Origin of the sequence: Streptomyces sp. NPDC048751, from assembly GCF_043198595.1 — a bacterium.
GTDB lineage: Bacteria > Actinomycetota > Actinomycetes > Streptomycetales > Streptomycetaceae > Streptomyces.
In genome coordinates this window covers 220,811-243,651 of record NZ_JBICUX010000001.1, presented here as the reverse complement: position 1 = coordinate 243,651, position 22,841 = coordinate 220,811, and the positions used below count along the sequence as shown (strand labels likewise).

Below are 22,841 nucleotides of genomic sequence, written 5' to 3'. Positions count from 1 at the left end.
ATCGTGCTCCTCGAACCCGTGATCGGGAATCCGTCATACCGCTCTGACTGTCATCGCGTTCCATGATGACCGGGTACCGTGGTACGCGTGTACGACCCCTCTCATCTGCGCACCTTCCTCGCGGTGGCCCAGACGCTGAGCTTCACGCAGGCGGCCCGGCGGCTGGGCCTGCGTCAGTCCACGGTCAGCCAGCACGTGCGGCGGCTGGAGGACGCGACCGGACGGCAGCTGTTCACCCGGGACACCCACTCGGTGGAGCTCACCGAGGACGGTGAGGCGATGCTCGGCTTCGCGCGGCGGCTCATGGAGGTGCACGAGCAGGCGACGGCGTTCTTCACCGGCACCCGGCTGCGCGGCCGGCTGCGCTTCGGCGCCTCGGAGGACTTCGTGCTGACCCGGCTGCCGGAGATCCTCGAGGGGTTCCGCCACGACCATCCCGAGGTCGACCTGGAGCTGACCGTCGAGCTGTCGGGCACGCTGCACGAGCAGCTCGCGGCCGGGAAGCTGGACCTCGTGCTGGCCAAGCGGCGCCCCGAGGACCCGCGCGGGGAGCTGGTCTGGCAGGACGAGCTGGTGTGGATCGGGGCGGAGCGGCTCCGCCTGGACCCCGCCCGACCGGTCCCGCTCATCGTCTACCCGCCGCCCGGCATCACCCGCGCGCTCGCCTTCGAGGCCCTTCAGCGGCAGGGCCGCGAGTGGCGCGTGGCGTGCACCAGCGGCAGCCTGAACGGGCTGATCGCGGCGGCCCGGGCGGGGCTGGGCGTGATGGCGCACTCACGCGGCCTGATCCCGCCGGGCCTGGTGCGGGTGCGTGAGCGGGCGGGGCTGCCGGAACTCGGCGGTGTCGACTTCGTCGTGGTGCACGGCCGTCGCCGCGCCTCCGCGCAGGGCGCGGCGGACGCGCTGGCGTCGGCGATCCTGGCCGGCGGGAACCGGCTGGTGACTACGGGGTCGCGGCCTCCCAGAGGTCGTTGAAGCACGACAGGAAGGACTGCTTCGGTCCGGGCCGGCACCGTCTGATCATGGTGCTGCCGCTCTGACCGTCCGCCCCTGCGCGTTCCGGTCGGGCCGTTGGTACGTCAACTGTTTGACCCGGCGCAGGAACGGGCTCGACTCGACGTGCTGGACGCCCTCCAGTCGCCCGATCGGGCCGCTGAGGTAGGCGTACAGGCCCGCGGTGTCACGCACGACGGTCGTGACGACGATCTGGGAGGGGCCGGCCGTGGCGGCGGCGAAGGCGACCTCGTCGTGGCCGGCGAGGGCCTCCCCCACGGAGTGCAGGGCGCCGGGCGTGGTGGTGATCCACAGGGCGGCCGCGAGGGGGTAGCCGACGGTCTCGGAGTGGTACTCCACATCGATGTACACGGCGCCGGAGGCGAGCAGCGCGGCGAGGCGGCGTTTGACGGCGGACTCGGAACGGCCGGTGGCGCGCTGGAGTTCGGGGTAGGAGGCGCGGCCGTCGCGTTCGAGGACGGCGAGCAGGGCTTCGTCCTCCGGTTCGAGGCGGGCCGGTCCTGTGGGGGGCCGTAGGTCGGGGCGCAGGGCGTCGAGCTGGTCGTCGGTGAGGGCGCCGAACTTGCGCGTCCAGCCGGTGGGGCCGCCGTAGAAGCGGTGGAGCAGTTGCTGGGCGCGGATCTCCACGACACGTGGGGTGCGGGGCAGTTTGCCGAGGAGGAGGTCGTCGTGGTCGCCCGGGTGGCGCGGCCGGGTCATGCAGACGATCTCGGTGCCGCCCGAGGCGAGTCCGATCCAGGAGGTGTCGAACCGCTTGGCCAGGGCGTCCGCGATGACGGCGGCACTGTCCGGGGCGCAGCGCAGGCGCAGCATCCACTGGTCCTGGCCGAGCCGTTCGGCGTCCCGGAGGGCGACGACCCTCAGGCCCGCCTCGGCGCACAGCTTGCGGTAGCGGCGCGCGATCGTCTGGTCGGAGACACCGAGGACCGCTCCGAGACGGCTGAAGGAGGCCCGGCCGTCGACCTCCAGGGCGGCCAGCAGTTGGAGGTCCAACGCGTCGAGAGTGTCGAATTCCATCTTCATCGTGGCCTCCGGTGTCGGGTTCCGGCGACCGTCGGGCCATGTCCACTGCGATCGTCCGTCCGCCACCCATCGTACGGGCTTACGCATCCGTCAACGAGGGAGTGGGACATGCGCACATGGGGGCCGCTGACGGCGGTCTGTCTGGGGACGTTCATGCTGTTGCTGGACGTGACGATCGCGATCGTCGCGCTGCCGGACATGGCGCGGGCGCTGGACGCGTCGCTGAGCGATCTGCAGTGGGTGATGGACGGGTACGCGCTGGCGCTGGCCGCGTTGCTGCTCGGGGTGGGGGCGGCGGCCGACGTTCTGGGGCGGCGCCGGGTGCATGTGGTGGGTGTCGCGGTGTTCGCGGTGGCCTCGCTGCTGTGCGGGCTGGCCGGCGGCCCGCGGATGCTGGTCGCCGCGCGGGCGGTGCAGGGGCTGGGCGCGGCGGCGATGTTCGCCACGACGCTGCCGCTGCTGGGCTCGGTCTACCAGGGGAAGCGGCGGTCGGTGGCGCTCGGGGTGTGGGGCGCGGTGAGCGGCGCCGCGGCCGCGGTCGGGCCGGTGCTCGGCGGGCTGCTGACCGACGGGCCGGGCTGGCGGTGGATCTTCTATGTCAACCTTCCGGTGAGCGTGGCCGCGTTCTGGCTGACGCTGCGGGTGGTTCCCGAGTCGCGGGGACCGCGCGGCCGCCGGGTCGACTGGGCGGGCACGGCGACCTTCGCGGCGGCGGCGGGCGCGGTGACCTACGGGGCGGTACGGGCCGGTGCGCAGGGCTGGACGGAGAGCGGCACGCTGGTGTCGTTCGCACTCGCGGCGGTGGCGCTGGTCTGCTTCGTCGTGGTCGAGCGGCGGGGCTCCGACCCGCTGCTGGATCCGCGGCTGTTCCTGAAGCCGGCGTTCTCCGGGGTGATGGTGGGAGCGTTCGCCTTCAACGCGGCGGCGTTCGGCGCCCTGGCGTACACCTCGATCTGGTTGCAGACCGTGCTCGGGATGAGTCCGGTGCGCGGCGGGGCGGTCTTCCTGTGGCTGTCGCTGGCCTCGTTCGTGGTGGCGCTGGCCGGGGGCCGACTGCTGCACGGGGTGCCGGCGCGGTTCACCGTCGGGGGCGGGCTGCTGCTGACGGGCGCGGGCCAGTTCTGCATGGCGGGGCTGGACGCGGGGTCGGGGGCGGGCGCGCTGGTGCCGGGGTTGGTGCTGGTCGGCGTCGGGACGGGGCTGGCGATGCCCGCGATCGCGGGAGCCGCGCTGGCCGCGGTGGCACCGGAGCGGGCGGGGATGGCGGGTGGCGCGGTCAACACCTTCCGCCAGCTGGGCTACGCGCTCGGGGTCGCCGTCTTCGGCACGGTGCTCACGTCGGACATGCGGGGGACCCTGCCGCACGACGCGGCGCACGCGCTGGCGGGCGGCGCCGCCGGAGCCCTGCGCGGCACCTTCCCCGAACACACCCTTCGGGGCGCCTTCGCCTCGGGGCTCGGCACCGTCGCGGTGACGGCGGGGCTGGTGGCCACGGTCGCCGGGATCCTGGTCCTCGCCCTGGTCAGGACACCGCGCGCCCAGCGGGTGGGCGTAACGGAATCCGCTGTTCCGACGCTGGGGGAAGAGGAGGTGGCGCCCCGTCCCTGACCTCCGCGAAGGGGCTCACATGCCGTGATCGGGTCGTGCTGATTCGGTGGAGATTGCGGCACCGAAACTTACTCAATCGTCAGTTTTCTGTCCGACCCTTCCGTATGTGAGCCCATTTCGCGGCACTGACCAGCTCATACAGGGGCGTTGCCCGCCTTCACGCCCCTCCCGCCCCGACACCGGGTGGGGTAGCTTTCACGGCGCTGTGCGGAGCGTCAAGAGCGGGAGCGGGTTTGCGCGAGTACACCAACCCTCCGTTGACGTTGGCACCGCCGGTGGGCGGTCTGGCCGACGTCGTCTTCCAACACGCCCAGGAGGACCCGCTGTCCATCGCGCTCGGCCGCAAGGACGAGCTGGGCCAGTGGCGGGACGTGACCGCCGCCGAGTTCCGCGACGAGGTGCTCGCCCTGGCCAAGGGGCTGCTGGCCCGGGGCATCCGCTTCGGCGACCGGGTCGCCATCATGTCCCGTACCCGCTACGAGTGGACGCTGTTCGACTACGCGCTGTGGACGATCGGCGCCCAAGTGGTGCCGGTCTACCCCACGTCCTCCGCCGAGCAGTGTTTCTGGATGCTGTACGACGCCGAGGTGACCGCGGCGGTCGTGGAGCACGAGGACCACGCGATGACCATCGCCACGGTCATCGGCCGGCTGCCGCAGCTGCGCGAGCTGTGGCAGCTCGACTCCGGCTGCGTCCAGGAGCTCTACGACTCCGGCGCGCACGTCGGCGACGACGTCGTCCACCGGCACCGGCAGGCGGTCACCCCCGAGTCGGTGGCGACCATCATCTACACCTCGGGCACCACGGGCCGCCCCAAGGGCTGTGTCATCTCGCACGGCAACTTCATGATGGAGGCGGACACGGTCCGCGCGCGCTGGGAGCCGGTGTTCCACTCCAAGCGCGGTGACGAGGCGGCGACCCTGCTGTTCCTGCCCCTCGCGCACGTCTTCGGGCGGATGGTGCAGGTCGCCGCGATCCGCGGCAAGGTCCGCTTCGGCCACCAGCCACAGCTGAACGCGGCGGCGCTGCTGCCCGATCTGGCCGCGTTCCGGCCGACGTTCTTCCTCGCGGTGCCGTACATCTTCGAGAAGGTGTTCAACGCGGCCCGCCGCAAGGCCGAGCGGGAGGGCAGGTCCGGCCCGTTCGAGAAGGCCGTCGACATCGCCGTGAAGTACGCCGAGGCGATAGAGGCGAAGGCCTGGGGCGTCGGCCCCGGCCCGTCTGCGGGTCTGCGCGTGCAGCACCAGCTCTTCGACAAGCTCGTCTACTCCAAGGTGCGGGGCGCGATGGGCGGCCGGGTCCGGCACGCCATGTCCGGCGGTTCGGCGATGGACCGCCGGCTCGGGCTCTTCTTCGCGGGCGCGGGCGTGCAGATCTTCGAGGGCTACGGCCTCACCGAGTCGACCGCGGCCGCGACCGCCAACCCGCCCGAGCGCACCCGCTACGGCACCGTGGGCCAGCCCATCCCCGGGATGACCGTGCACATCGCGGACGACGGCGAGATCTGGCTGCGCGGCGACAACATCTTCCAGGGCTACCTCAACAACCCCAAGGCCACCGACGAGGCCCTGCACGACGGCTGGCTCGCCACCGGCGACCTGGGCGCCCTCGACGAGGACGGCTACCTCACCATCACCGGCCGCAAGAAGGAGATCCTTGTCACGTCCGGCGGCAAGAGCGTGGCTCCCGGACTGCTCGAGGAGCGCGTCCGGGACCATCCGCTGGTCAACCAGTGCATCGTCGTCGGCAACGACCGCCCGTACATCGCGGCCCTGGTCACCCTCGACCAGGAGGCCGTCGAACACTGGCTCCAGATGCGGAACAAACCACAGCTGACCTCCGCCGAACTGGTGCGCGACCCGGACCTGGAGACGGAGGTGAGGCGCGCGGTGGTCGCCGCCAACACCCTGGTCTCGCAGGCCGAGTCGATCCGCACCTTCCGTATCCTGGCCCAGCCGTTCACCGAGGAACACGGCCTGCTGACCCCGTCCCTGAAGCTGAAGCGGAAGGCCATCGAGGACGCCTACGCGGGCGAGGTCGAGGCGCTGTACCGGGCCTAGAAGGCCGGCAGGCCTGGGCCTGCCGCGGCACTAGCTGATGCCGACCCGGAAGATCTTGTCCGAGCCGTCCGGCTCACCTCCGTTGTTGTCGCTGTTGGTGGTCGACAGCCACAGTTGGTCGGCGCCCGGCACCTTGGTGACCGTCCGCAGGCGGCCGTAGGTGCCGACGTAGTACGCCGTCGGGGTGCCGACGCTCTCGTTGTCGCCGTTGATCGGGATCCGCCACAGGCGTTCGCCGCGCAGGGACGCCATGTAGACGACGTTGCGGACGATGGCGATGCCGCTGGGCGAGGCCTCGGAGACGTTCCAGGTGGCCTTGGGGTTCGTCATCCCCGAGACGTTGCAGTTGCCCTCGCAGGTCGGCCAGCCGTAGTTGGCGCCCGGTTTGATCAGGTTCAGTTCGTCCTTGGAGCTGTTGCCGAACTCCGCCTCCCACAACCGGCCGTTGCGGTCGAAGGCGAGGCCCTGCGGGTTGCGGTGCCCGTAGCTGTAGACGTAGTTCCCGAACGGGTTGCCGGGGGCCGCTTTCCCGTCCGTCGTCATGCGCAGGATCTTGCCGTTGAGGGAGTTCTTGTCCTGGGCGAGATCGGGTGTCTGGGCCTCGCCGGTGGAGACGTAGAGGTAGCCGTCGGGGCCGAAGGCGAGGCGGCCGCCGTTGTGGTAGCGGTTCTTCTTGATGCCCTGGAGCAGCACCGTGTAGTCGCTGAGCTTCGTGCCGTCGTACGTCATACGGACCACGCGGTTGCCCTCGGACGCGGTGTGCATGAAGTAGACGCGGTGGTTGGTCGCCCACTTGGGGTCGACGGCGACGCCGAGGAGCCCGCCCTCGCCGTTGGTCGTGACGGCGTTGGGAACGGTCCCCACCTGGGTTTTCGCGCCGGCCTTCGTGACCTTCCAGACGCGGAAGTCGTCCCGCTCGGTGACCAGGGCGGACTGTCCGTCGGGCAGCCAGGAGGTGCCCCACGGGATCGTCCAGCCAGTGGAGAGGGTGGCGACGGACGACGGGACGCCGCCGTCGGTGGCGCACGCCTTGGTGGTGAAGCCGACCGTGTCGCTCTGCGGGGAGACGTTGCCCGCCGCGTCGCGCGCGACGACGTTCAGGGTGTACGGGCTGTCGCAGGCGAGCCCGGTGAGGGTGGTCGAGGTGCCGCTGGTGACCGTCTTGTAGACCGTTGTGGCGCTGCGCACGTCGTACGCGACGACGGCCCGGTCGTCCGTGGAGGCGCCCCAGGTCAGGTCGACGGCGTTGGAGGTGATGCCGGCCGCGGACAGCGTGCCGGGTCGGGTCGGCGGTGTGGTGTCGGAGCTCGGCCTGGTCCGGCAGTCGACGACCGGGCTGGCGGGGGACGTGTTGCCGGACGCGTCCCGGGCGATGACGGTGAGGTTGTACGTCGTGTCGGGCGTGAGACCGGTCAACGCCTTGGAGGTCGAACTCCCCGGCGCCTCATCGATCTTGTTGCCGTGCTCGTAGATGTCGTACGCCGTCACGCCCACGTTGTCCGTGGCGGCGCCCCAGGCGAGGGTCAGGCCGTTCTCGCCGATGTCCGGGCAACTGGGCGGGCCGGGGCGGGTGGGCGCCTGGGTGTCGGCCGCCGCCGCGACGCCGGCGCGGTCCAGGTTGGGGCCGCCGGCGTCGCTGGTGGCGGTCGCGCGGATCTTGTTGGAGCCCGCCTTCAGCGGCACGTCGACGGTCTTCGTCGCCCAGGTGTCCCAGTCGGCGGTGGCCGGGAAGGAGACGCCGGAGGCGACGACGGTGCCGTCCACGGAGATGTCCATCGGCCGGTCGGTGGCCGTGCCGTTGGCGTACCGGAGGGCGAGCGACGAGGCCCCGGCTGCCGTCGCGCTCACCGTGAACTCGACGTAGGAGCCCTTGACGTTGGTGTAGTCGACGAAGCCGGTGCCCGTGTAGCCGGTGTGGTTGGTGGCGACGGCGCCCTGGGAGATGGCGGCGTCCTCGGCCTGGTAGTCGGTGGCCGCCCGGGCACCGCCCCCGGTGAGGCCGACGAGCGGCACGGCGAGGGCCAGGGGGAGACCCCACGCCAGTGGTCTGGTGGATCGGGTGGGTCGTTTCATGGTGGTGTCCCCTCAGCCCGTGTACCGGGTGAAGACCTTGAGGTAGTCGTACGGTTGCTGCGAGACGCCGCTGCACGCGTCGCCGTCGGTGCCCGAGCCGCAGGCGCGGTCACGGTTGACGGACCAGTAGGTGAGGCGCCCGATGTGGTGCTGCTGGGCGTAGGCGAGCATGGTCTGGAAGTCTGCGACGCGGACGCGTTCACCGGAGTCGTCGGTCTTGCCGTTCATCGAGGACAGCCCGATGTGGGCGTAGGCGGTGGCGTCGCTGTAGCCGTACGCCGACTTGACCCGCGCCTTGAGGCCCTCCATGGCCTGCGTGGTGAGGGTGCCCATGTTCGTGGTGCCGCCGCCGAAGTCGAACGGCATGACGCACCAGACGTCGTTCGCCAGACCGGAGTTCGCGGCCCGCTTGATCATGTCGACGCCGGTGGAGTCGGGGCCGCTGGTGGTGGTGCCGAAGGTGATGACGGTCTTCAGGCCGGGGTTGTTCGCCTTCACGGTCTTCAGCGCGTCGACGACTCGCTGCCGCACGGTGGCGTTCGACCACTCGGTGTTCTCGATGTCGATGTCGAGGGCCTTCAGCCGGTACGCGTCGATCACCTTCTGGTACGCGCCCGCCAGCGCCGAGGCGCTGGAGCACTTCTCGCCGAGCTTGTTCCCGCTCCAGCCGCCGACGGAGACCATGACGTCACCTCCGGCGGATCTGATCGCGTCGATCCTCGACTGGTCGGTGCCGCCGGTCAGCGGGCGGGAGCCGTCCCACTTCGGGTTGCAGCCGCCGTCGGAGAGGATGAACGCGAGCGTGAACCACTTGACGCCGGTCGCCGACATCACCGAGGTGGGGTTCGGCGGGTTGCCCCAGCCGAGGTACTCGTAGGGGGCGACGGCCATGCCTGGTGAAGCGGCCGCGCTCTTCAGGGAGTTGACGGGCTTCACGCGGATCAGCCGGGTCTCGCCGGGCCGCAGGCTCGCGCTGTAGGAGTCGTCGATCACACCCTTGTGGGAGCCGGACCACAGGTCGGTGACGTCTCCGGAGCCCGCGAAGCCGACCTTGGACCAGTCCACGGCGACGGTCGCGTTGCCGGACGTACCGGTGTTGAACAGGGCCACCACGTACTGGCCGTCGCTCTCCTTCTTGCTCCAGACCTGCTTGACCCCGCTGTTCACGATCCGCTGGGCGGCGACGCCGTCCTGGTCGACTCCGATGAGCCGGTCGTTCGTCAGCATCGCCTTGTCGACCGGGTCGAGATCGGTCAGGTCGGTGCCGAGCAGCAGCGGCGAGGCGGCCATCGCCCAGAGGGTGAAGTGGGACCGGCGCTGGTCGGCGGTGAGGCCGACCCGGTCGCCGTTGCCTATCTCCAGGGAGTCGAGGTCGTTCCAGCCGCCCGGACCGGCGTACGGCTGCCAGGAGGCCGCCGAGTTGAAGCGGGAGGAGACGTGCGACCAGTCGGTGAGCGGATAGCCGCTGCCGTTGTCACCCGGACCGCAGTAGCACTCCACGTCGCCCTGGGTACGCCAACTGTTCGCGTGCTTGCGCCAGGTGGAGGCGTCCGCGATCGCGAGGTTGTTGGACAGCGCGTAGGTGATGGGCCGCCCGGTGGCGCGCAGGGCCTTGTCCCAGGCCTGGACGTCGGGAATGTCCTGGCTGCCCACTCCGTCGATCTTGAGGTAGTCGACTCCCCAGGAGGCGAACTGCCGTGCCCAGGAGTTCACGAACTCCTGCGCGCCCGGCTTCCCGTAGTCGATGTAGTACATGTTCTTGCAGTTGTAGTTCTTCTCCGTCCTCGACGTGTCCGCGATGTCCTTGGCGTGGTACGAGGTTCCCTCGATCGGCGTGTTCCTGGTGACGGCGTTCTTGGCTATGCCGGGCGTCACGTAGAAGCCGAACTTCAGGCCCTTGGAGTGGATGTAGTCGGCCAGTGCCTTGATGCCGCCGGGGAACTTGGCCGTGTCCACGGTCCAGCGGCCGTAGGAGTCGACGACGAAGCCGTTGTCGTCGCACTTCTGCCAGAAGTCGTCGAGGTTGACGTGGACGAAGCCGTGGTTCTTGAGTCCGCCGGCCACGAGCGCGTCGGCCTGCGCCTTGATCTTCGCCTCGGTCGGCCATCGGCGCGTGAAGCTCCAACTGCTCCAGCCCATCGCGGGCCGGACCGACTGACCGTTGTCGGAGGCGGCCGCCGGGCGGGTGGCGGCCAGCAGCGGGACCACTGAGGCGATCAGCAGCCCGACCACGGTCAGGACCAGTGATCTGACGCGGGTGACGCGGGTGATGCCGGTCATGACTGTCCCCTCTTCGCGGACGTCGCGTACGAGGTGCCGATCCACACCTCGTCGATCCGCAGCCGCTGGTAGCGGGTCGTGTCGGTGGACGCGGCCCAGGTGGAGTCGACTTCGAGGCGTACGTAACGGGCGGTGGCGGCGGTCAGGTCGATGCCCTGCATGCCGCGGCGGCTCGGCAGCTGGCCGGTCTTCACCGGGCTGCCCCAGGTCGAGCCGTCAGCGCTCAGGTACACCTTGTAGTCCTTGATCCGCGCCGACTGCTCGGTGTCCGAGCGGGCGTAGGCGACGGAGTCCTCGCGCTGGTTGAGCCCGAGGTACTGGACCTTCTTCGAGCTGCCCAGGTCGAAGGTGAGGTTCACCGGGAGGGTCTTGTTGTTGTCCCAGTAGGTGCGGTAGTCGCCGTCACCGGCTGCCGAGCCCGCGTGCGAACTCGCCGAGGCGCTCGCGCTCACCTTGACGCCGGAGAGGATCCCCTGACGGCCGGCCGTCGTGACCTTGAACACCGTGTCGTACGGGTCCCAGTTCCCGAGCCCGGTGAGGGTGAGGACGCCGCCCGACTGCGACCACGAGACCGCCGCGCCCGTACGGAGGTTGGTGACCGACGCGACGCGGTAGCCGTTGTCGCGGACCCGCAGGGTGCTGGTGCTGGGCGGGGTCAGGACATGAATGTACTGGCGGTTGGCGTTGGTCTTGCTGATCGTGGTCACGCCGTGGGCGCCGTCGTTCCAGAAGCCCGGCTTGAGACCGCCGTACAGGTAGCCGCCGCCCTCGGTGCCGTGCAGGGACTCCCAGATGGGGCCGAGGTAGGAGTTCGCGAAGTTGTTGAAGTCGGCCTGGTTCGCCGGGAACTTGCCGTTGACCTGGGCGGTCTCGGCCATCAGTGCCTTCACGGACGAGCCGGCGTTGGTGACGAGGCGGCCGAGGGTGAGCATCTTGTCGACGGCCGGGTCGGTGCCGCCGTACCACCAGGAACCCGTGGAGGGCAGCTTGAAGTCGGCCTCGGTGAGACGGGGCTGAGCCGTGTAGACCGCCTGCGGGTAGTCGTACGCCGGCGTCATCCCGGTCTTCTGCTCGTTGCTGATCATGTCCATGATCGGCGTGTCTTCGTTGTTGTTGCTGATCGTGTAGTTCGGGCGCTTCTGGTAGATCTGCGCGTAGAGGCTGTTGCTCTCCCAGTACGCGTTGTCGTTGTCGATCCAGAAGCCGCCGAGGTCGGGGTAGCGGTCCATGACCTCGAAGAAGTTGTCGTAGCTGAATTGCCCGAAGCCGTCCCGGGTGGTCAGGTCGACGTCCTTGTTCTTGTACGAGGAGTACGCCGCCGAGTCGAGCCACTCATGGCCGCCCTCGGCGTGCCACTGCGGGTCGTCGGTCATGTAGAGGATGACCTTCAGCCCTTTGGCCTTCGTGGCGCTGACCAGCTCGCCGAGGAAGTCCCGCTTGGTGGAGCAGGAACCGGGGATCTTCGACGGCCAGGCGCGGGCGTAGCCGAGGCGGCTGTGGAAGGAGGCGAGGACGATGTACTGCGTGTGCAGCTTCTGGGCCTCCTTCACCCAGTAGTCGGCGTTCCAGCCGCCGTCGGTGACGTCCTTCTCCCAGTCGGTGCAGCTGGTGTGGGCGGGCGCGGTGCGCAGGCCCCAGTGCAGGAAGAGGCCGCCGACGGAGTCGCGCAGGAATTCCTGGCGGGGGTTCTCCAGGTCGAGCGGCTTCGCCGGCGCGGCCGCGCAGTTCTCGCTCGACCCGCTGCCCGACACCCGCAGCGCGCCACCGGAGGTGTTCTGACTGTCCGTCAGACAGTAGCCGGTGACGTTCTGGAAGCCCACGTCGTACGGGGAGCCGCTGCCGCGCTGGACGGTGAGGCCGGTGAACCTGATTCCGCTCGCCGCGTTCGCGATGACCGCGGGGCGTCCGTCGTCGGCCGCGGACCTCACCGAGCTGTCGGTGAAGGTGACGTTGTCGGCGTTGTGCAGGTACCAGCCGTACGCCGGCCGGGTGCCGATGGCCTTCGGGTTGTAGTCGGCCGGGTCGTTGCTCGGCACCGCGGTGGACATGGTGCCGTTGCCGCCGGGGACCGTGATGTCGACGTCGGTGAACGTCACACCGTTGATGCGGTGGCCGTTCTCGCCCCACAGGGTGGGGCTGAAGGACGGGCTGGTGCCGGTGGCCGTGATGTTGTCGTACGTGACGTTGCTGATGGAGCCGACGCCCGGGTTGTTCCCGCAGCGTTTCCGGGTGCCGATCTTCTGCATGATCGGCGAGTGGACGCCGGTCATCGTGATGTCGCGGTAGTGGACGTCGGAGATCTTCGCGCCGTCCATCGACACCATGCCGAGGCCGGACTTGTCGGCGCCCTCGATGCGGATGTTCTCGAATCGGTAGTCCGAGAAGTCGCCGCAGGTCTCGGAGCCGAACATCAGGGCGTTGCAGCAACGGGCGGACAGATACGAGTCGTTGACCCGGACGTGTCCGTTGGCGAGCTTGGCGCCGAGGGCGTAGTCGCTCTTGAAGGCCAGTGCGTCGTCGTTGGCCTTGATGCTGGCGTTGGTGATCGTGACGTTGGTGGTGGAGATGATGTTCCAGCCATCGCGGTCGCTCGCCGTGTCGATGGTCAGGCGGTCCGAGACGACGTTCTTACAGCCGTTGATGAGGGCCGCGAAGTGGCCGCCGCGGCGGAGCGTGAGGCCGTCCCCGAGGCGCAGTCCGTCGCACCGGGTCAGCGAGATGATCTTGTCGGCCTCCCCGGAGTCCGGGTTGCCGGTGATCAGGTTGCCCATGCCGTCGATGACGCCCTGGCCGACGAAGGCGATGTCGGTGAGCCGGTCGCCGTAGATCATCGCGTCGCGGAAGTGACTGTGCCCGTAGTCCTGGTAGGCGTCGTTCGGGTTGGACTCGGCCTTGTCGTAGCTGTCGGCGCTGGAGCCCTGGATCGTGGCGCCCTTGTCGAGCTGGAGCGTCACGTGGCTCTTCATGTGGATGGTGTTCTTGGACTTGTAGTCGCCCGCGGGGAAGCGGACCGTGGCGCCGCCGCTCGTCGAACCGGCCGCGGTGATGGCCTTGTTGATGGCGGGCGTGTCGTTGGTGGAGCCGTCTCCCTTGGCGCCGTAGTCGCGGACGTCGAGGACGGTGGCGGCGACGGGAGCGGTTGACGGGGCGGCGGGAGCGGCGGGATGGGTGAGCCCGAGGACCACGGCGAAGGCGAAGAGAACGATGGCCGCGACCCTGTGCCCGGGAACGGTGGGGGGTCTCATCGGGCGTCGCTCCTCATACGAGCTGGTAGCCACGGAGGTTGGTGAGCAGGAGGTAGGTGTTCTGCAGGGATCCGGAGGTGTCGCCGAGGGAGCGGTAGATGCCCCACTTCGGGCGCACCCGGTCGGCGAGGAAGGTGTCGACGCCGGTCTTCGACGCGTCGATGACGGTCGAGCCGCCGCTCTTGAGGATCCAGCGGACCGAACCCGCCGACCCGTTACCGACCTTGATCTGGAAGTCGACGTCGGTCCATGTGTCGTGCAGGGGGTCCAGATCGGTGCGCCCGATGAGGATGTCGTCGATGGCGAGCTTCAGCTCGATGGTCTGCTTGCCGTTGACCCGGCGCAGGGACTGCACGACGATCGGCGAGCTGCCGGCGCCCGGCTGCTTCATCTGCATGATGTGCGTGAAGGTGGTGGTCGCCTTCAACGAGCTAGGGATGTACATGGAGTACGTGACTCGCCAGGTCTGGCCCTGAGTCCACTTGAGGTAGCTGCTGCCGCTGGTGCGCAGTCCGGTGACCTCCTGCCGCTGCCGGTCGGTCGACGTGTCACGGTCGACCGTGTGCATGTTGAAGCGCCAGTTGTTGCCGGTGGCGTAGATGTGCGGCGCTCCGGCGGTGTGCGAGTCGGCGCGGTCGTCCTCGATCGTCTCGAAGGCGCCCAGGCCGTCCTCGCTCGCGGACGGCGCCCACTTCTGCTGCCAGGAGGCGGCGTGCGCCGTGGTCGCGGCCGGGAGACCGACCGCGGCTCCCGCCGCGCCGCCGAGGGCGGCACCCAACAGCCTCCTTCTGGATGTGCTCATGACACTAATCACCTCGCAGCTGTTCGTTCATGATCAGGAATGCGCCCAGCCCGTGGAAGTCGTTGGTGGCCCGGGTGCGGGCGATGTAATACGCGTAGTCCCCGACGTTCGTGCCTTCGGAGATGTCGGCGAGCTCGGTGCGGCCGTCGGTGCCGACCGAGAGCTTCGCCAGGACGCCCTGATAACCGCGGCGGGCGACGGCCTTGTAGTGCCGGTCGAGGTACCCCTGTCGGGCGCCGCGGTCGAGGGCGTAGGTGAACATGCTGGAGCAGGACGTCTCGGTCCAGTTGCCGCTGCTGCCGCCCTTGTCGATCACCTGGAACCAGCGCCCGGTCGCCGGGTCCTGGTACGCCTCCAGGCCGACCGCCAACTTGCGGAGGATCTTGAGGAGTTGGGCCCGGCGGCGGTGGTTGGCGGGGATCGCGTCGAGCACGTTGGTGATCGCCATGGAGTACCAGCCGACCGCTCGGCACCAGTGCTCGGGGGCGAGCCCGGTCTGCGGGTCCGCCCAGCTCACGCTCTTCGACTCGTCGTAGGCGTGCTTCAGCAGGCCGCTCGCGACTTGGAGGTGGCTGCCGTAGAGGGAGAGCTGCTTGGCCGCCTCGTCGTCGGCGTACGCCTGGTCGCCGAACTCCTTGCCGTACTCGACGAGGAACGGGTTCACCATGTAGACGCCGTCCGCCCAGAGTTGGTTGGCGCGGCTGGCGGTGTCGGCGTGCCAGAAGCCGCCGTCGGAGGTGCGCGGAAAGGTGTTCAGGCGGTCGCGGATCTTCTTCGCCGCCTTGCGGTAGCGGTCGTCACCCGTCTCGTGGTGCAGGATCACCAGCAGGCGGCCGGCCTGCATGCTGTCCAGGCTGTTGAAGGGCTGGTCCATGGAGCCGTCGCTCTTCACGAAGCGGTCGACGTAGTCCTTGATGTAGGTGAGGTAGCGGGCCTCGTGCGTGCGCCGGTAGGTGAGGTACTGGCCGTAGAGGTAGAGGCCGACCGGGTAGGACCAGCTGCCGATGGTGCTCGGGGTGTAGCGGGCCATGGTGGAGTCGACGAGGGCCACGGACCAGTCGGGGGCGGCGGCCGGGCGGCTCCCGGGCCGCGCGTCCGCGGCGGCGGCGGCCGGGGACGGGGCGGCCGCCGGCAGAGCGGACAGGGTGACGGCGGCCAGGGCGATGGTGGTCAGCGCCGTGGACATGCGTCGGCGTGTCATGTTCCTCCCTTTCGAATGAGGCCTTGCGGCGGGGGCCTTCGCGGCAGAGGGCATGGCCTGCCGGACCCTTTCATCCGATGTCTGGCGAACGGGAGCCTCCGTCTACGCGGTCGGCGGCGTGGTCTTGCTCATGGATGTGACCTGCTTTCCGGAAGGTGGGGGGCATGGAAAGTCCAGGACAGCACGGCGTTCACATAGGTGTACTGAATTCAGCGACTCGTTCGACAGCGCCATACAGATTTGCGGCACGAAGCCACGTGGTCAATGGTCCGGACCGAAGACGTCGGATGCATTTCCGGCCAATCTCCGGCCGATCCCGCACTGCTGACACTGACTCACCGGTCAGCCACGAGGGATCCGGATCGATTCGGACGGATATATCGATTCAGACGGATATGGTGGTCAGGAATTCCTCGCGGCGCGTGATCGTTGAGTATGGGAGTGCCATCTGACGACAACCGTAAGGATCAAGAGCTCGTGAGCAGCAAGGTCCCCCCGATCATCCTGAACAACGGCGTCGAGATGCCCCAGCTGGGTTTCGGCGTCTGGCAGGTGCCGGACGACGAGGCGCAGCAGGCGGTCACCACCGCGCTGGAGGCCGGGTACCGCAGCATCGACACAGCGGCGATCTACGGCAATGAAGAGGGCACCGGCAAGGCCATCGCCGCCTCCGGAGTCCCGCGCGAGAATCTCTTCGTCACCACCAAGCTCTGGAACAGCGACCAGGGATACGACGCCACCCTGCGCGCCTTCGACACCTCGCTGGAGAAGCTCGGCCTGGACTACGTGGACCTGTACCTGATCCACTGGCCCACCCCCTCCCGGGACCTGTACGTCGACACGTACAAGGCGTTCGAGAAGCTGCACGCCGACGGCCGGATCCGGGCGATCGGGGTCTCCAACTTCGAACCCGAGCACCTGGAGCGGCTGATCGCCGAGACGTCCGTCGTCCCGGCCGTCGACCAGATCGAGCTGCACCCGCATCTGCAGCAGGCCAAGGCCCGCGAGTACCACGCGGAGCAGGGCATCGCCACCGAGGCCTGGTCGCCGCTCGGCCAGGGCAAGGGCCTCCTGGAGGTCCCGGCGATCGTGGCCATCGCGCAGAAGCACGACCGCACGCCGGCCCAGGTCGTGCTGCGCTGGCACCTCCAGCTCGGCAACGTGGTGATCCCCAAGTCCGTGACGCCGTCCCGGATCAAGGAGAACATCGAGGTGTTCGACTTCAGTCTGGACACCGAGGACCTCGCGGCGATCAGCGCCCTGAACGAGGACCGGCGCCTGGGCCCCGACCCGGTGACGTTCAACCAGGCCTGAGCCGTTCGCCCCAGCGCCCCGGGACCGCCATGGCGGTCCCGGGGCGCTGTCGTACCCGGGGCGCGGTCGCGCCCGGCCTGTGAACGGAAGTCGCGAGGGACCGGCGTCCAGAGACTTGACGAGGCCATGCCGAGAGGGCACCTTGGTTCCCGCCAGGTAAGGAAACTTTCCTAACAGAAGGGGGCCCCACAGTGCGTATGCGACCACTGACCCTCGTCGTGACCTGCTCGGCCGCCCTGCTCACCGCCGGAGTGCTCCCCGCGACGGCCACCGGCGCCCCCTCACCGACATCCGCCCAGGAGGGCACGGTCAGCGCGGCCGACCTGCTCGCCAAGGTGTCGGGCTGCTCGCAGCTCTCCAACGGCAAGTACCGGACCGACGACGAGACCTCGGCCACGGTCCCCGTGTGCGGCAAGAACGGCGCGGTGTTCTGGAAGGCCGACATGGACATCGACTGCGACGGTCAGCGCACCTCGAAGTGCAACGAGGACACCGACCCCTGGTACCAGGACGACACGGCGTTCCACCAGTCCAACGGCAAGCCGCTGAAGGCCGACTCACTGCCGTACGTCGTCGTGCCCAGCTCCAGCAGCATCTGGAACTACTCCGGCGCCGGCATCAAGGGCGGCGGCGTGGTCGCCGTGATCTACAACAACAAGGTCGAGTACGCGGTCGTCGGCGACACCGGCCCCACGAAGATCATCGGCGAGGCCTCGTACGCCACCGCGAAGGCCCTCGGCATCGACCCGGACCCGGAGTCCGGGGGAACCGACTCCGGGGTGACCTACATCCTGTTCAAGAACTCCCAGGTGTCCCCCATCGAGAACCACAACGCGGCGGTCACCCTCGGCAACCGCCTCGCACAGCAGTTCCTGCGGGACAACTGAGCGCCTGAGCACGTCAGTTGGGCTGCCCGATCGGCCGTACGACGACGGTGTTGACGTCGACTCCCTCGGGCTGCCGCATCGCCCACACCACCGAGTCGGCGATCTGGTCGGCGGTGAGGAGGTGGCCGGGCGGCAGGCTGCCGAGGTCGTCCCAGAACGGGGTCTCCACCCGGCCGGGAGCGACCAGCGTGACGCCGATGCCCCACTCGGTGACCTGACGGCGCGTGTTCTCGGCGAGACCGGTCACCGCCCACTTCGTCGCCCCGTAGAGGTTGCCCGGCGTGGGCACGAACCCGGCGACACTGCCGACCAGGACGATCCGGCCGCGGGACTCCTTCAGCGCCTCGACGGAGGCCCGGATGAGGAACGCGGGCCCGAGGACGTTGGTCAGCACCATGTCGGTCCAGCCGGCCGGGTCGCCCTCGGCGACCGAGTCGTGGGTGGCGGAACCGGCGTTGGCGACGACGGTGTCCAGTCGCCCGAACTCCTTCAGCGTACGGTCGACCGCCGACCGTATGTCGTCGTACTCGGCCGTGTTGCCGACGACCGTCAACAGCCCCTCCGGGTTGCCGAGTTCTTCGGCGAAGCCGCGCAGCCGCTCCTCACCGCGGCCGGTGACGGTCACCCGCCACCCGGCCTCCAGCAGCTGCCGTGCGACAGCGGCGCCGATGCCGCTGCCGCCGCCGGTGATGAGTGCGACCCGAGAGTCGGTCATGGTGTGGTGCCCCCTGTGTGGTGGTGAACGCGGGTGAGTCCATCACTTGGAGCGCTCTCGAAGTCAAGGGCCGACCTGCCGCACGGGGTGCGGCTACTGCGCCCGGACCGCCGTGTACACGGTGTGCGCCGCCAGCACGAACACGTCGGACCGCCGGTGCACGCTCGCCTCGTCGTCCGCGTCCAGGAGCCGGTCGAGGGTGGCGCGGTCGTCGGCGTCGAGGGCGTCGGCCAGGCCGTCGCGCAGCCGGGACAGGGAGGCGGCGACGTAGGCGCGGGCCCGGTCGGAGGCCGGGGCGGGCAGGTCGAGGAGGAAGCTGCGGGTGCGGGTGTGCTTCAGGCCCGCGGCGGCCAGCAGGGCCGGCCAGTCCTCGGTCTCGGCGACGGAGCCCGGCAGGTCGTCCCGCATCCGGTTGAACCACTCCTGCTCCGCCGCCTCCAGCCGCGCCTGCAGGCCGGGGCGGCCGATGCCGATGTCGCGGGGCAGGAACCGCGGGGAGAGGCCGCCCTCCATGAGCGCCACCGTCCCGCCGGGTGCGAGCCGCTCGGCGAAGGCGGTGAGGGCGGTGCGCTGGTCGCCTAGGTGGTGCAGGCTGCGGCCCGCCCACAGGAGGTCGGCCGGGTAGTCCAACTCACCGAGTACGTCCGGCAGTTCACCGGCCAGAGTGTCGAAGCGGTCGCCGTACCCGAGCCGCTCGGCCCGCGCCTGGGCGCGGTCGAGGAGGGGCGCGGAGCCGTCCACGGCGACCACGCGGGCACCGGGGAAGACCTCGGCGAACAGACACGAGACGACGCCGGGTCCGCTGCCCGCGTCGACGATCAGTCCCGGCTCGGTCACCTCCTTGCCCAGCCATGCGAGGGCCCGTTCATAGAGGGGTGCGTAGAGCTCGGCCTGGGATTCCAGGTGCGGGGCCATCTCGGCCCAGTCGATGTCGGTGTGGTTGTGGTGGTGGTTGCCGTGGTGGTGGTCGTGCGCCATGGTGGACAGCCTCTCGCTGGGTGTGACGCCAGCCTGCGCCGACGCACCGTGCGAGAGCCACTGCTGTTGCCGGGGCGGCAAAAAACGCCATGGCCCGGGGACGCTGCGCGTGATCCGCCGGGGCCTCGGTCGAGGGGAGTGACCGAGGCCCCGGCGGACCGGGTTCAGCGGATCAGGACAGCGGGGGGTACGCGTTCTGCATCAGCTGCTGGAACTGGGCGGAGAACCATTTCCCGGACAGCGGCGCGTTCGGCAGGGCGCCGGACATGTTGTTGTTGTTGCGCGGGTTGCCCGTGTACGTCGGGTCGCACATGCGGTCGAAGCCCTTGCCCTCGTCGTTCGGGATCGCGCTGCTGGACCCGTCGGACTCCCCCGGGGGCTTCATCCACACATAGGCGTCGATCCCGGGCGCAGGGCTGGCCTTGGGCCTCTCTCCCAGGCCTGCACCGGCCTGGTTGCACCAGTTGCCCGTGTTGTAGCGGCGGTCGTAGCGGCCGCCGTCGACGTAGGTGTCGACGCTGGTCGTCGCCCCGGGGCCGGTGGGCCGGGCGGAGCCGCCCCAGCCGTTGCGGGAGGTGTCGATCAGCATGCCGATGCCGGAGTTGAAGCCGGCCGACACCAGCTGGCTGCGGAAGGCCTGGGCGAAGGACAGCTCGTCGACGTAGCGGTTCCAGTCGACCCACTTCGACTCGCGGACCGACTTGCCGGCCACGGAGTCGTTGATGGTGAAGTTGTTCTCCTTCAGGGCGCTGTAGTTGGCCGTGTTGGTGATGAAGCCGTGGACGTCGTTGACCGTGGCGCCCTCGGTGGTCGCGGCTTCCTTCATCAGGGCGGCAGTGGGGGCGAAGTTGTCGTCCCAGCCGATCCAGCCGTGGTGGCCCGCGTCGATGTAGTTGTAGACGTTGGGCACGTCACCGAGCTTGTTCAGGGCGTAGCCGATGCCCTTCTGGTAGTTGCCGTTGGCCTTCATCACGTCGCACTGCGGGGTGGCGGTGACGCGGCTGCCGGTGTTGGTGACGAGGTTGGGCAGCGAGTCGATCTCGACGGTGGTGACGATCCGCAGCGAGGCGTACTTCGAGTCCGCGAGGATGGCCTTGATCGGGTCGATGTACTGCGTCTTGTACTTGTCGATCTCCGTCGGGCCGAGCTCGCCGTTGGAGGCGAGGGCCGCGCAGTCGCGTCCGGGCAGGTCGTAGATGACCAGCTGGACGACCATCTCTCCGGAGCCCTTCTGCCGCAGGGCCTCGTCGAGGTGGGCGCGCAGACCCATCTTGCCGCCGGTGCCGTTGATCGCGGCGATCCGGTCCAGCCACACGCCGGTGGGCTGGTTGGAGATCCGGCTGCCGCCCGGCTCGGCCGCGGCGTTGGCGGACCACTCGGGGTTCACGTACACCTTGGCGCCGGCGTACGGGTTGTCGACCCGGCTACCGGGGGTGCCGGGGTCCGTCGGGCCCGGGTCGGTCGGGCCGCCGCCGCCGTCGACGTTGCAGGTCACGCCGTCGAGGGTGAAGGTGGCCGGGATGGCGTTGCTGCCGCTGTAGGTGCCCTGGAAGCCGAAGCTGACCGAACCGCCGGTGCCCAGCGTCCCGTTGTAGGTCTCATTGGCCGCGGTGACGGCGGCCCCGCTCTGGCTGATCTTGGAGTTCCAGAAGTTGGTGACCTTCTGGTTGCCGGCGTACGACCACTTCACCGCCCAACTGGACTTGGCGGCACCGTTGTTGGTGACGGTGACGGCGGCGGTGAAGCCGGTGTCCCACTGGTTCTGCACCTTGTAGTCGACGGTGCAGGGGACGGCGGCGATGCCGGTGTCCGAGGGCACGACGGCGAGCGCGGTGCCGGAGGCCCCGGCGACCAGCGCCATCGCGGCGAGCATCGCTGTTCTGGTACGGCTCATGAGTGGGGGTTTCCTTCTCCGTTGCGGGTGTTCATTGCGGGTGGTGAAGGTGGTGAGGGGTGGTACTGACGGTGAGCGTGGTGCGGGTTCATCCGTTCAGGGCGCGCAGGTGGTCGCGCAGCCCGATGCCGAACGACGTGGGGGTTCCGTCGTAGCCGGCGATGAGGGAGGGCCCGGAGGAGCAGTCCCAGGCGTTCCAGGTCCACCCCAGGTAGGACAGGCCGCGGTCGTCGAACCACTTCATGACCCGGTCGATGAAGGAGTGCGCGCAGGTGTTCTCGCCGATCTCCCCCGCGACCAGGGGGACCTGGGCGGCGACGGGCGCCAGCGTGGAGCTCCAACAGCTTTCGTTGGAGCAGGAGTTGAAGTTGTACACGTGCCAGGCGGCGGCGAGGTTGCCCGCCGGGTCGGTGGGCTTGTACGTCAGCCACTGGCTCAGGTCGTTGGAGTACGCGATCCCGCCCGCCAGGATCACGTTCCTGGAGCCGGTGGCCCGTACGGCGTCGACGAGATCCTGCATACCGGCGACCGCGTACCCGATGCCGGGGCAGGTCCCGCCGTCGCGCCAGCACTGCCACGCCTGGGTGGTCGTGGAGGTGGCACGGTCCGGGTAGGGCTCGTTGAACAGGTCGAACACCACGGCCGGGTCGCTCTTGAAGGTGTTGGCCACCGAGGTCCAGAACGACGGCGTGTACTGCATGTCCGGCATCGGCTTCTGGCAGCTGGCGTGCACGTCGGAGCAGCCTGCGGAGTTGCCGGTGTACTGGCCCCAGGTCCAGTGCAGTTCGACCACGGGGGTCATCCCGTGCGCCTTCACCTTCGCCACCAGGTCCTTGACGGCGTTGATGTAGTTCGCCCCGGCGTACTCGGGCTTGATGTTGGACAGCCCGAGCCAGCACTCCTCGTTCAGCGGAATGCGGACCGTGTTCGCCTTCCAGTCCGCGATCGCCTTGATCGCGGTGTCGTCGACCGGCCCGTCCCAGATGCCGCGCCCCTGGACGCACATGAACTCGCCGCCGGAGCGGTTGACGCCGAGCAGGCGACGGGCTTTCCCGCCCGCGTCCACGAGTTTGTTCCCGGAGACGTGCAGCGCGGGCGGCTTGTCACCGGTGTCCGGCGGGTCGGTCGGGGGAGGTGTGGGCGGCGGTTCGGTGTCGACGTTGCACGGGGTGCCGTTCAGTCGGAACGACGTCGGTACGGGGTTGGCGGTGGACTTGGACGCGACGAACCCGCCGCTGACGCTCGCGCCGGTGCCCAGCGAGCCGTTCCAGCTCTCGTTGGACGCGGTCACGGTGGTGCCGGACTGGGACCACTTGGCGCCCCAGCCCTGGGTGAGCTTCTGCCCGCCTGCGAAGTCGAAGCCGAGGCTCCAACCGCTCAGGGCCGCGGCGTTGTTGGTGATCTTCACGGCACCCTGGAAGCCGGTGTCCCACTGGCTGGTGACGGAGTACTCCACCGTGCAGGCGGGGGTGGCGCCCTGGGCCGTGACCACCGGAACGGTCACGCCTCCTATGAGGGCGGCCGCGCCGGCGACGACTGAAAGTACTGAACGCGGGGGGTGTCGCATGAGCGACTCCTTGCAGCTCAGCGCGTTGTGACCAACGCGTCGACTGATGGAATCGCTCCCACTGGTGTCTCGAAGCTAGCGCCAAGCGTCAGTAAAGAACAGGGGCGTCACTGACTTTCCCTCAACTGGTACAGGTCGAATCTTTTCGACTCTTCAAACATCTTGACCCCTCGCACCCTC

The 22,841-nt window shown here is 69.3% G+C and carries 15 protein-coding genes; 5 read left to right on the top strand and 10 right to left on the bottom strand.

All coding sequences use genetic code 11. The features are described 5' to 3' along the window. Positions 1 to 87: 87 nt before the first annotated feature. Positions 88 to 975, top strand: a complete 888-nt coding sequence (locus ACGFNV_RS01065; RefSeq protein WP_393618348.1) for a LysR substrate-binding domain-containing protein — start codon at positions 88 to 90, stop codon at positions 973 to 975. Between the two features lie 45 nt (positions 976 to 1,020). Here ACGFNV_RS01065 and ACGFNV_RS01060 read toward each other — a convergent pair whose 3' ends face one another. Next, positions 1,021 to 2,037 (bottom strand): Lrp/AsnC family transcriptional regulator, encoded by a 1,017-nt coding sequence (locus tag ACGFNV_RS01060; RefSeq protein ID WP_393618346.1) that lies wholly within the window; start codon positions 2,035 to 2,037, stop codon positions 1,021 to 1,023. Between the two features lie 108 nt (positions 2,038 to 2,145). Here ACGFNV_RS01060 and ACGFNV_RS01055 point away from each other — a divergent pair, with 108 nt between their 5' ends. Continuing rightward, positions 2,146 to 3,645 carry an MFS transporter gene (locus ACGFNV_RS01055; RefSeq protein ID WP_393618345.1) on the top strand — a complete coding sequence of 500 codons (1,500 nt, stop codon included), beginning with the start codon at positions 2,146 to 2,148 and terminating at the stop codon, positions 3,643 to 3,645. Between the two features lie 233 nt (positions 3,646 to 3,878). After that, a complete protein-coding gene (locus ACGFNV_RS01050) occupies positions 3,879 to 5,705 on the top strand; it encodes an AMP-dependent synthetase/ligase (protein WP_393618343.1) in 1,827 nt (608 codons plus the stop codon). Between the two features lie 30 nt (positions 5,706 to 5,735). Here the strand turns inward: ACGFNV_RS01050 and ACGFNV_RS01045 are convergent, their stop codons facing one another. Genes ACGFNV_RS01045 through ACGFNV_RS01025 form a run of 5 tightly spaced genes read right to left on the bottom strand, consistent with a single transcriptional unit; the run spans position 5,736 to position 15,306 of the window. After that, on the bottom strand, positions 5,736 to 7,778 hold the full coding sequence (locus ACGFNV_RS01045) for a PQQ-dependent sugar dehydrogenase (protein ID WP_393618341.1): 2,043 nt from the start codon (positions 7,776 to 7,778) through the stop codon (positions 5,736 to 5,738). A 12-nt stretch (positions 7,779 to 7,790) separates the two neighbouring features. After that, a complete protein-coding gene (locus tag ACGFNV_RS01040; RefSeq protein ID WP_393618339.1) occupies positions 7,791 to 10,058 on the bottom strand; it encodes an alpha-galactosidase in 2,268 nt (755 codons plus the stop codon). After that, positions 10,055 to 13,303 (bottom strand): glycosyl hydrolase family 28 protein, encoded by a 3,249-nt coding sequence (locus ACGFNV_RS01035; RefSeq protein WP_393618337.1) that lies wholly within the window; start codon positions 13,301 to 13,303, stop codon positions 10,055 to 10,057. Before ACGFNV_RS01035 ends, ACGFNV_RS01040 begins: the two co-directional genes overlap by 4 nt. A gap of 13 nt (positions 13,304 to 13,316) precedes the next feature. Continuing rightward, the gene (locus ACGFNV_RS01030; RefSeq protein WP_393618335.1) at positions 13,317 to 14,105 is read right to left on the bottom strand and encodes a Tat pathway signal sequence domain protein; all 789 of its coding nucleotides are present in this window, start codon (positions 14,103 to 14,105) and stop codon (positions 13,317 to 13,319) included. Positions 14,106 to 14,109: 4 nt separating this feature from the next. After that, positions 14,110 to 15,306 carry a glycoside hydrolase family 105 protein gene (locus tag ACGFNV_RS01025; RefSeq protein WP_393618333.1) on the bottom strand — a complete coding sequence of 399 codons (1,197 nt, stop codon included), beginning with the start codon at positions 15,304 to 15,306 and terminating at the stop codon, positions 14,110 to 14,112. Between the two features lie 477 nt (positions 15,307 to 15,783). Here ACGFNV_RS01025 and ACGFNV_RS01020 point away from each other — a divergent pair, with 477 nt between their 5' ends. Next, a complete protein-coding gene (locus tag ACGFNV_RS01020; protein ID WP_393618332.1) occupies positions 15,784 to 16,620 on the top strand; it encodes an aldo/keto reductase in 837 nt (278 codons plus the stop codon). A gap of 191 nt (positions 16,621 to 16,811) precedes the next feature. Next, positions 16,812 to 17,507 carry a glycoside hydrolase family 75 protein gene (locus ACGFNV_RS01015; protein ID WP_393618331.1) on the top strand — a complete coding sequence of 232 codons (696 nt, stop codon included), beginning with the start codon at positions 16,812 to 16,814 and terminating at the stop codon, positions 17,505 to 17,507. Positions 17,508 to 17,520: 13 nt separating this feature from the next. On the opposite strand, the gene ACGFNV_RS01010 is transcribed toward ACGFNV_RS01015, so the two are convergent. From ACGFNV_RS01010 to ACGFNV_RS00995, 4 genes are all read right to left on the bottom strand, one after another. Further along, entirely contained in the window at positions 17,521 to 18,222 is a 702-nt protein-coding gene (locus tag ACGFNV_RS01010; protein WP_393618330.1) for an SDR family oxidoreductase, read from the bottom strand. Between the two features lie 93 nt (positions 18,223 to 18,315). Beyond that, positions 18,316 to 19,200 (bottom strand): class I SAM-dependent methyltransferase, encoded by an 885-nt coding sequence (locus ACGFNV_RS01005; RefSeq protein WP_393618328.1) that lies wholly within the window; start codon positions 19,198 to 19,200, stop codon positions 18,316 to 18,318. Positions 19,201 to 19,372: 172 nt separating this feature from the next. Beyond that, positions 19,373 to 21,094 carry a glycoside hydrolase family 6 protein gene (locus ACGFNV_RS01000; protein ID WP_393618327.1) on the bottom strand — a complete coding sequence of 574 codons (1,722 nt, stop codon included), beginning with the start codon at positions 21,092 to 21,094 and terminating at the stop codon, positions 19,373 to 19,375. Positions 21,095 to 21,182: 88 nt separating this feature from the next. Further along, positions 21,183 to 22,661 carry a cellulase family glycosylhydrolase gene (locus ACGFNV_RS00995; RefSeq protein ID WP_393618325.1) on the bottom strand — a complete coding sequence of 493 codons (1,479 nt, stop codon included), beginning with the start codon at positions 22,659 to 22,661 and terminating at the stop codon, positions 21,183 to 21,185. Positions 22,662 to 22,841: the final 180 nt, after the last annotated feature.

Coding starts and splice junctions, on each gene's coding strand:
- ACGFNV_RS01060 (WP_393618346.1), bottom strand. CDS start 2,037: ATGAAGATGGAATTCGACACTCTCGACGCGTTGGACCTCCAACTGCTG.
- ACGFNV_RS01055 (WP_393618345.1), top strand. CDS start 2,146: ATGCGCACATGGGGGCCGCTGACGGCGGTCTGTCTGGGGACGTTCATG.
- ACGFNV_RS01045 (WP_393618341.1), bottom strand. CDS start 7,778: ATGAAACGACCCACCCGATCCACCAGACCACTGGCGTGGGGTCTCCCC.
- ACGFNV_RS01040 (WP_393618339.1), bottom strand. CDS start 10,058: ATGACCGGCATCACCCGCGTCACCCGCGTCAGATCACTGGTCCTGACC.
- ACGFNV_RS01035 (WP_393618337.1), bottom strand. CDS start 13,303: ATGAGACCCCCCACCGTTCCCGGGCACAGGGTCGCGGCCATCGTTCTC.
- ACGFNV_RS01030 (WP_393618335.1), bottom strand. CDS start 14,105: ATGAGCACATCCAGAAGGAGGCTGTTGGGTGCCGCCCTCGGCGGCGCG.
- ACGFNV_RS01025 (WP_393618333.1), bottom strand. CDS start 15,306: ATGACACGCCGACGCATGTCCACGGCGCTGACCACCATCGCCCTGGCC.
- ACGFNV_RS01010 (WP_393618330.1), bottom strand. CDS start 18,222: ATGACCGACTCTCGGGTCGCACTCATCACCGGCGGCGGCAGCGGCATC.
- ACGFNV_RS01005 (WP_393618328.1), bottom strand. CDS start 19,200: ATGGCGCACGACCACCACCACGGCAACCACCACCACAACCACACCGAC.
- ACGFNV_RS01000 (WP_393618327.1), bottom strand. CDS start 21,094: ATGAGCCGTACCAGAACAGCGATGCTCGCCGCGATGGCGCTGGTCGCC.
- ACGFNV_RS00995 (WP_393618325.1), bottom strand. CDS start 22,661: ATGCGACACCCCCCGCGTTCAGTACTTTCAGTCGTCGCCGGCGCGGCC.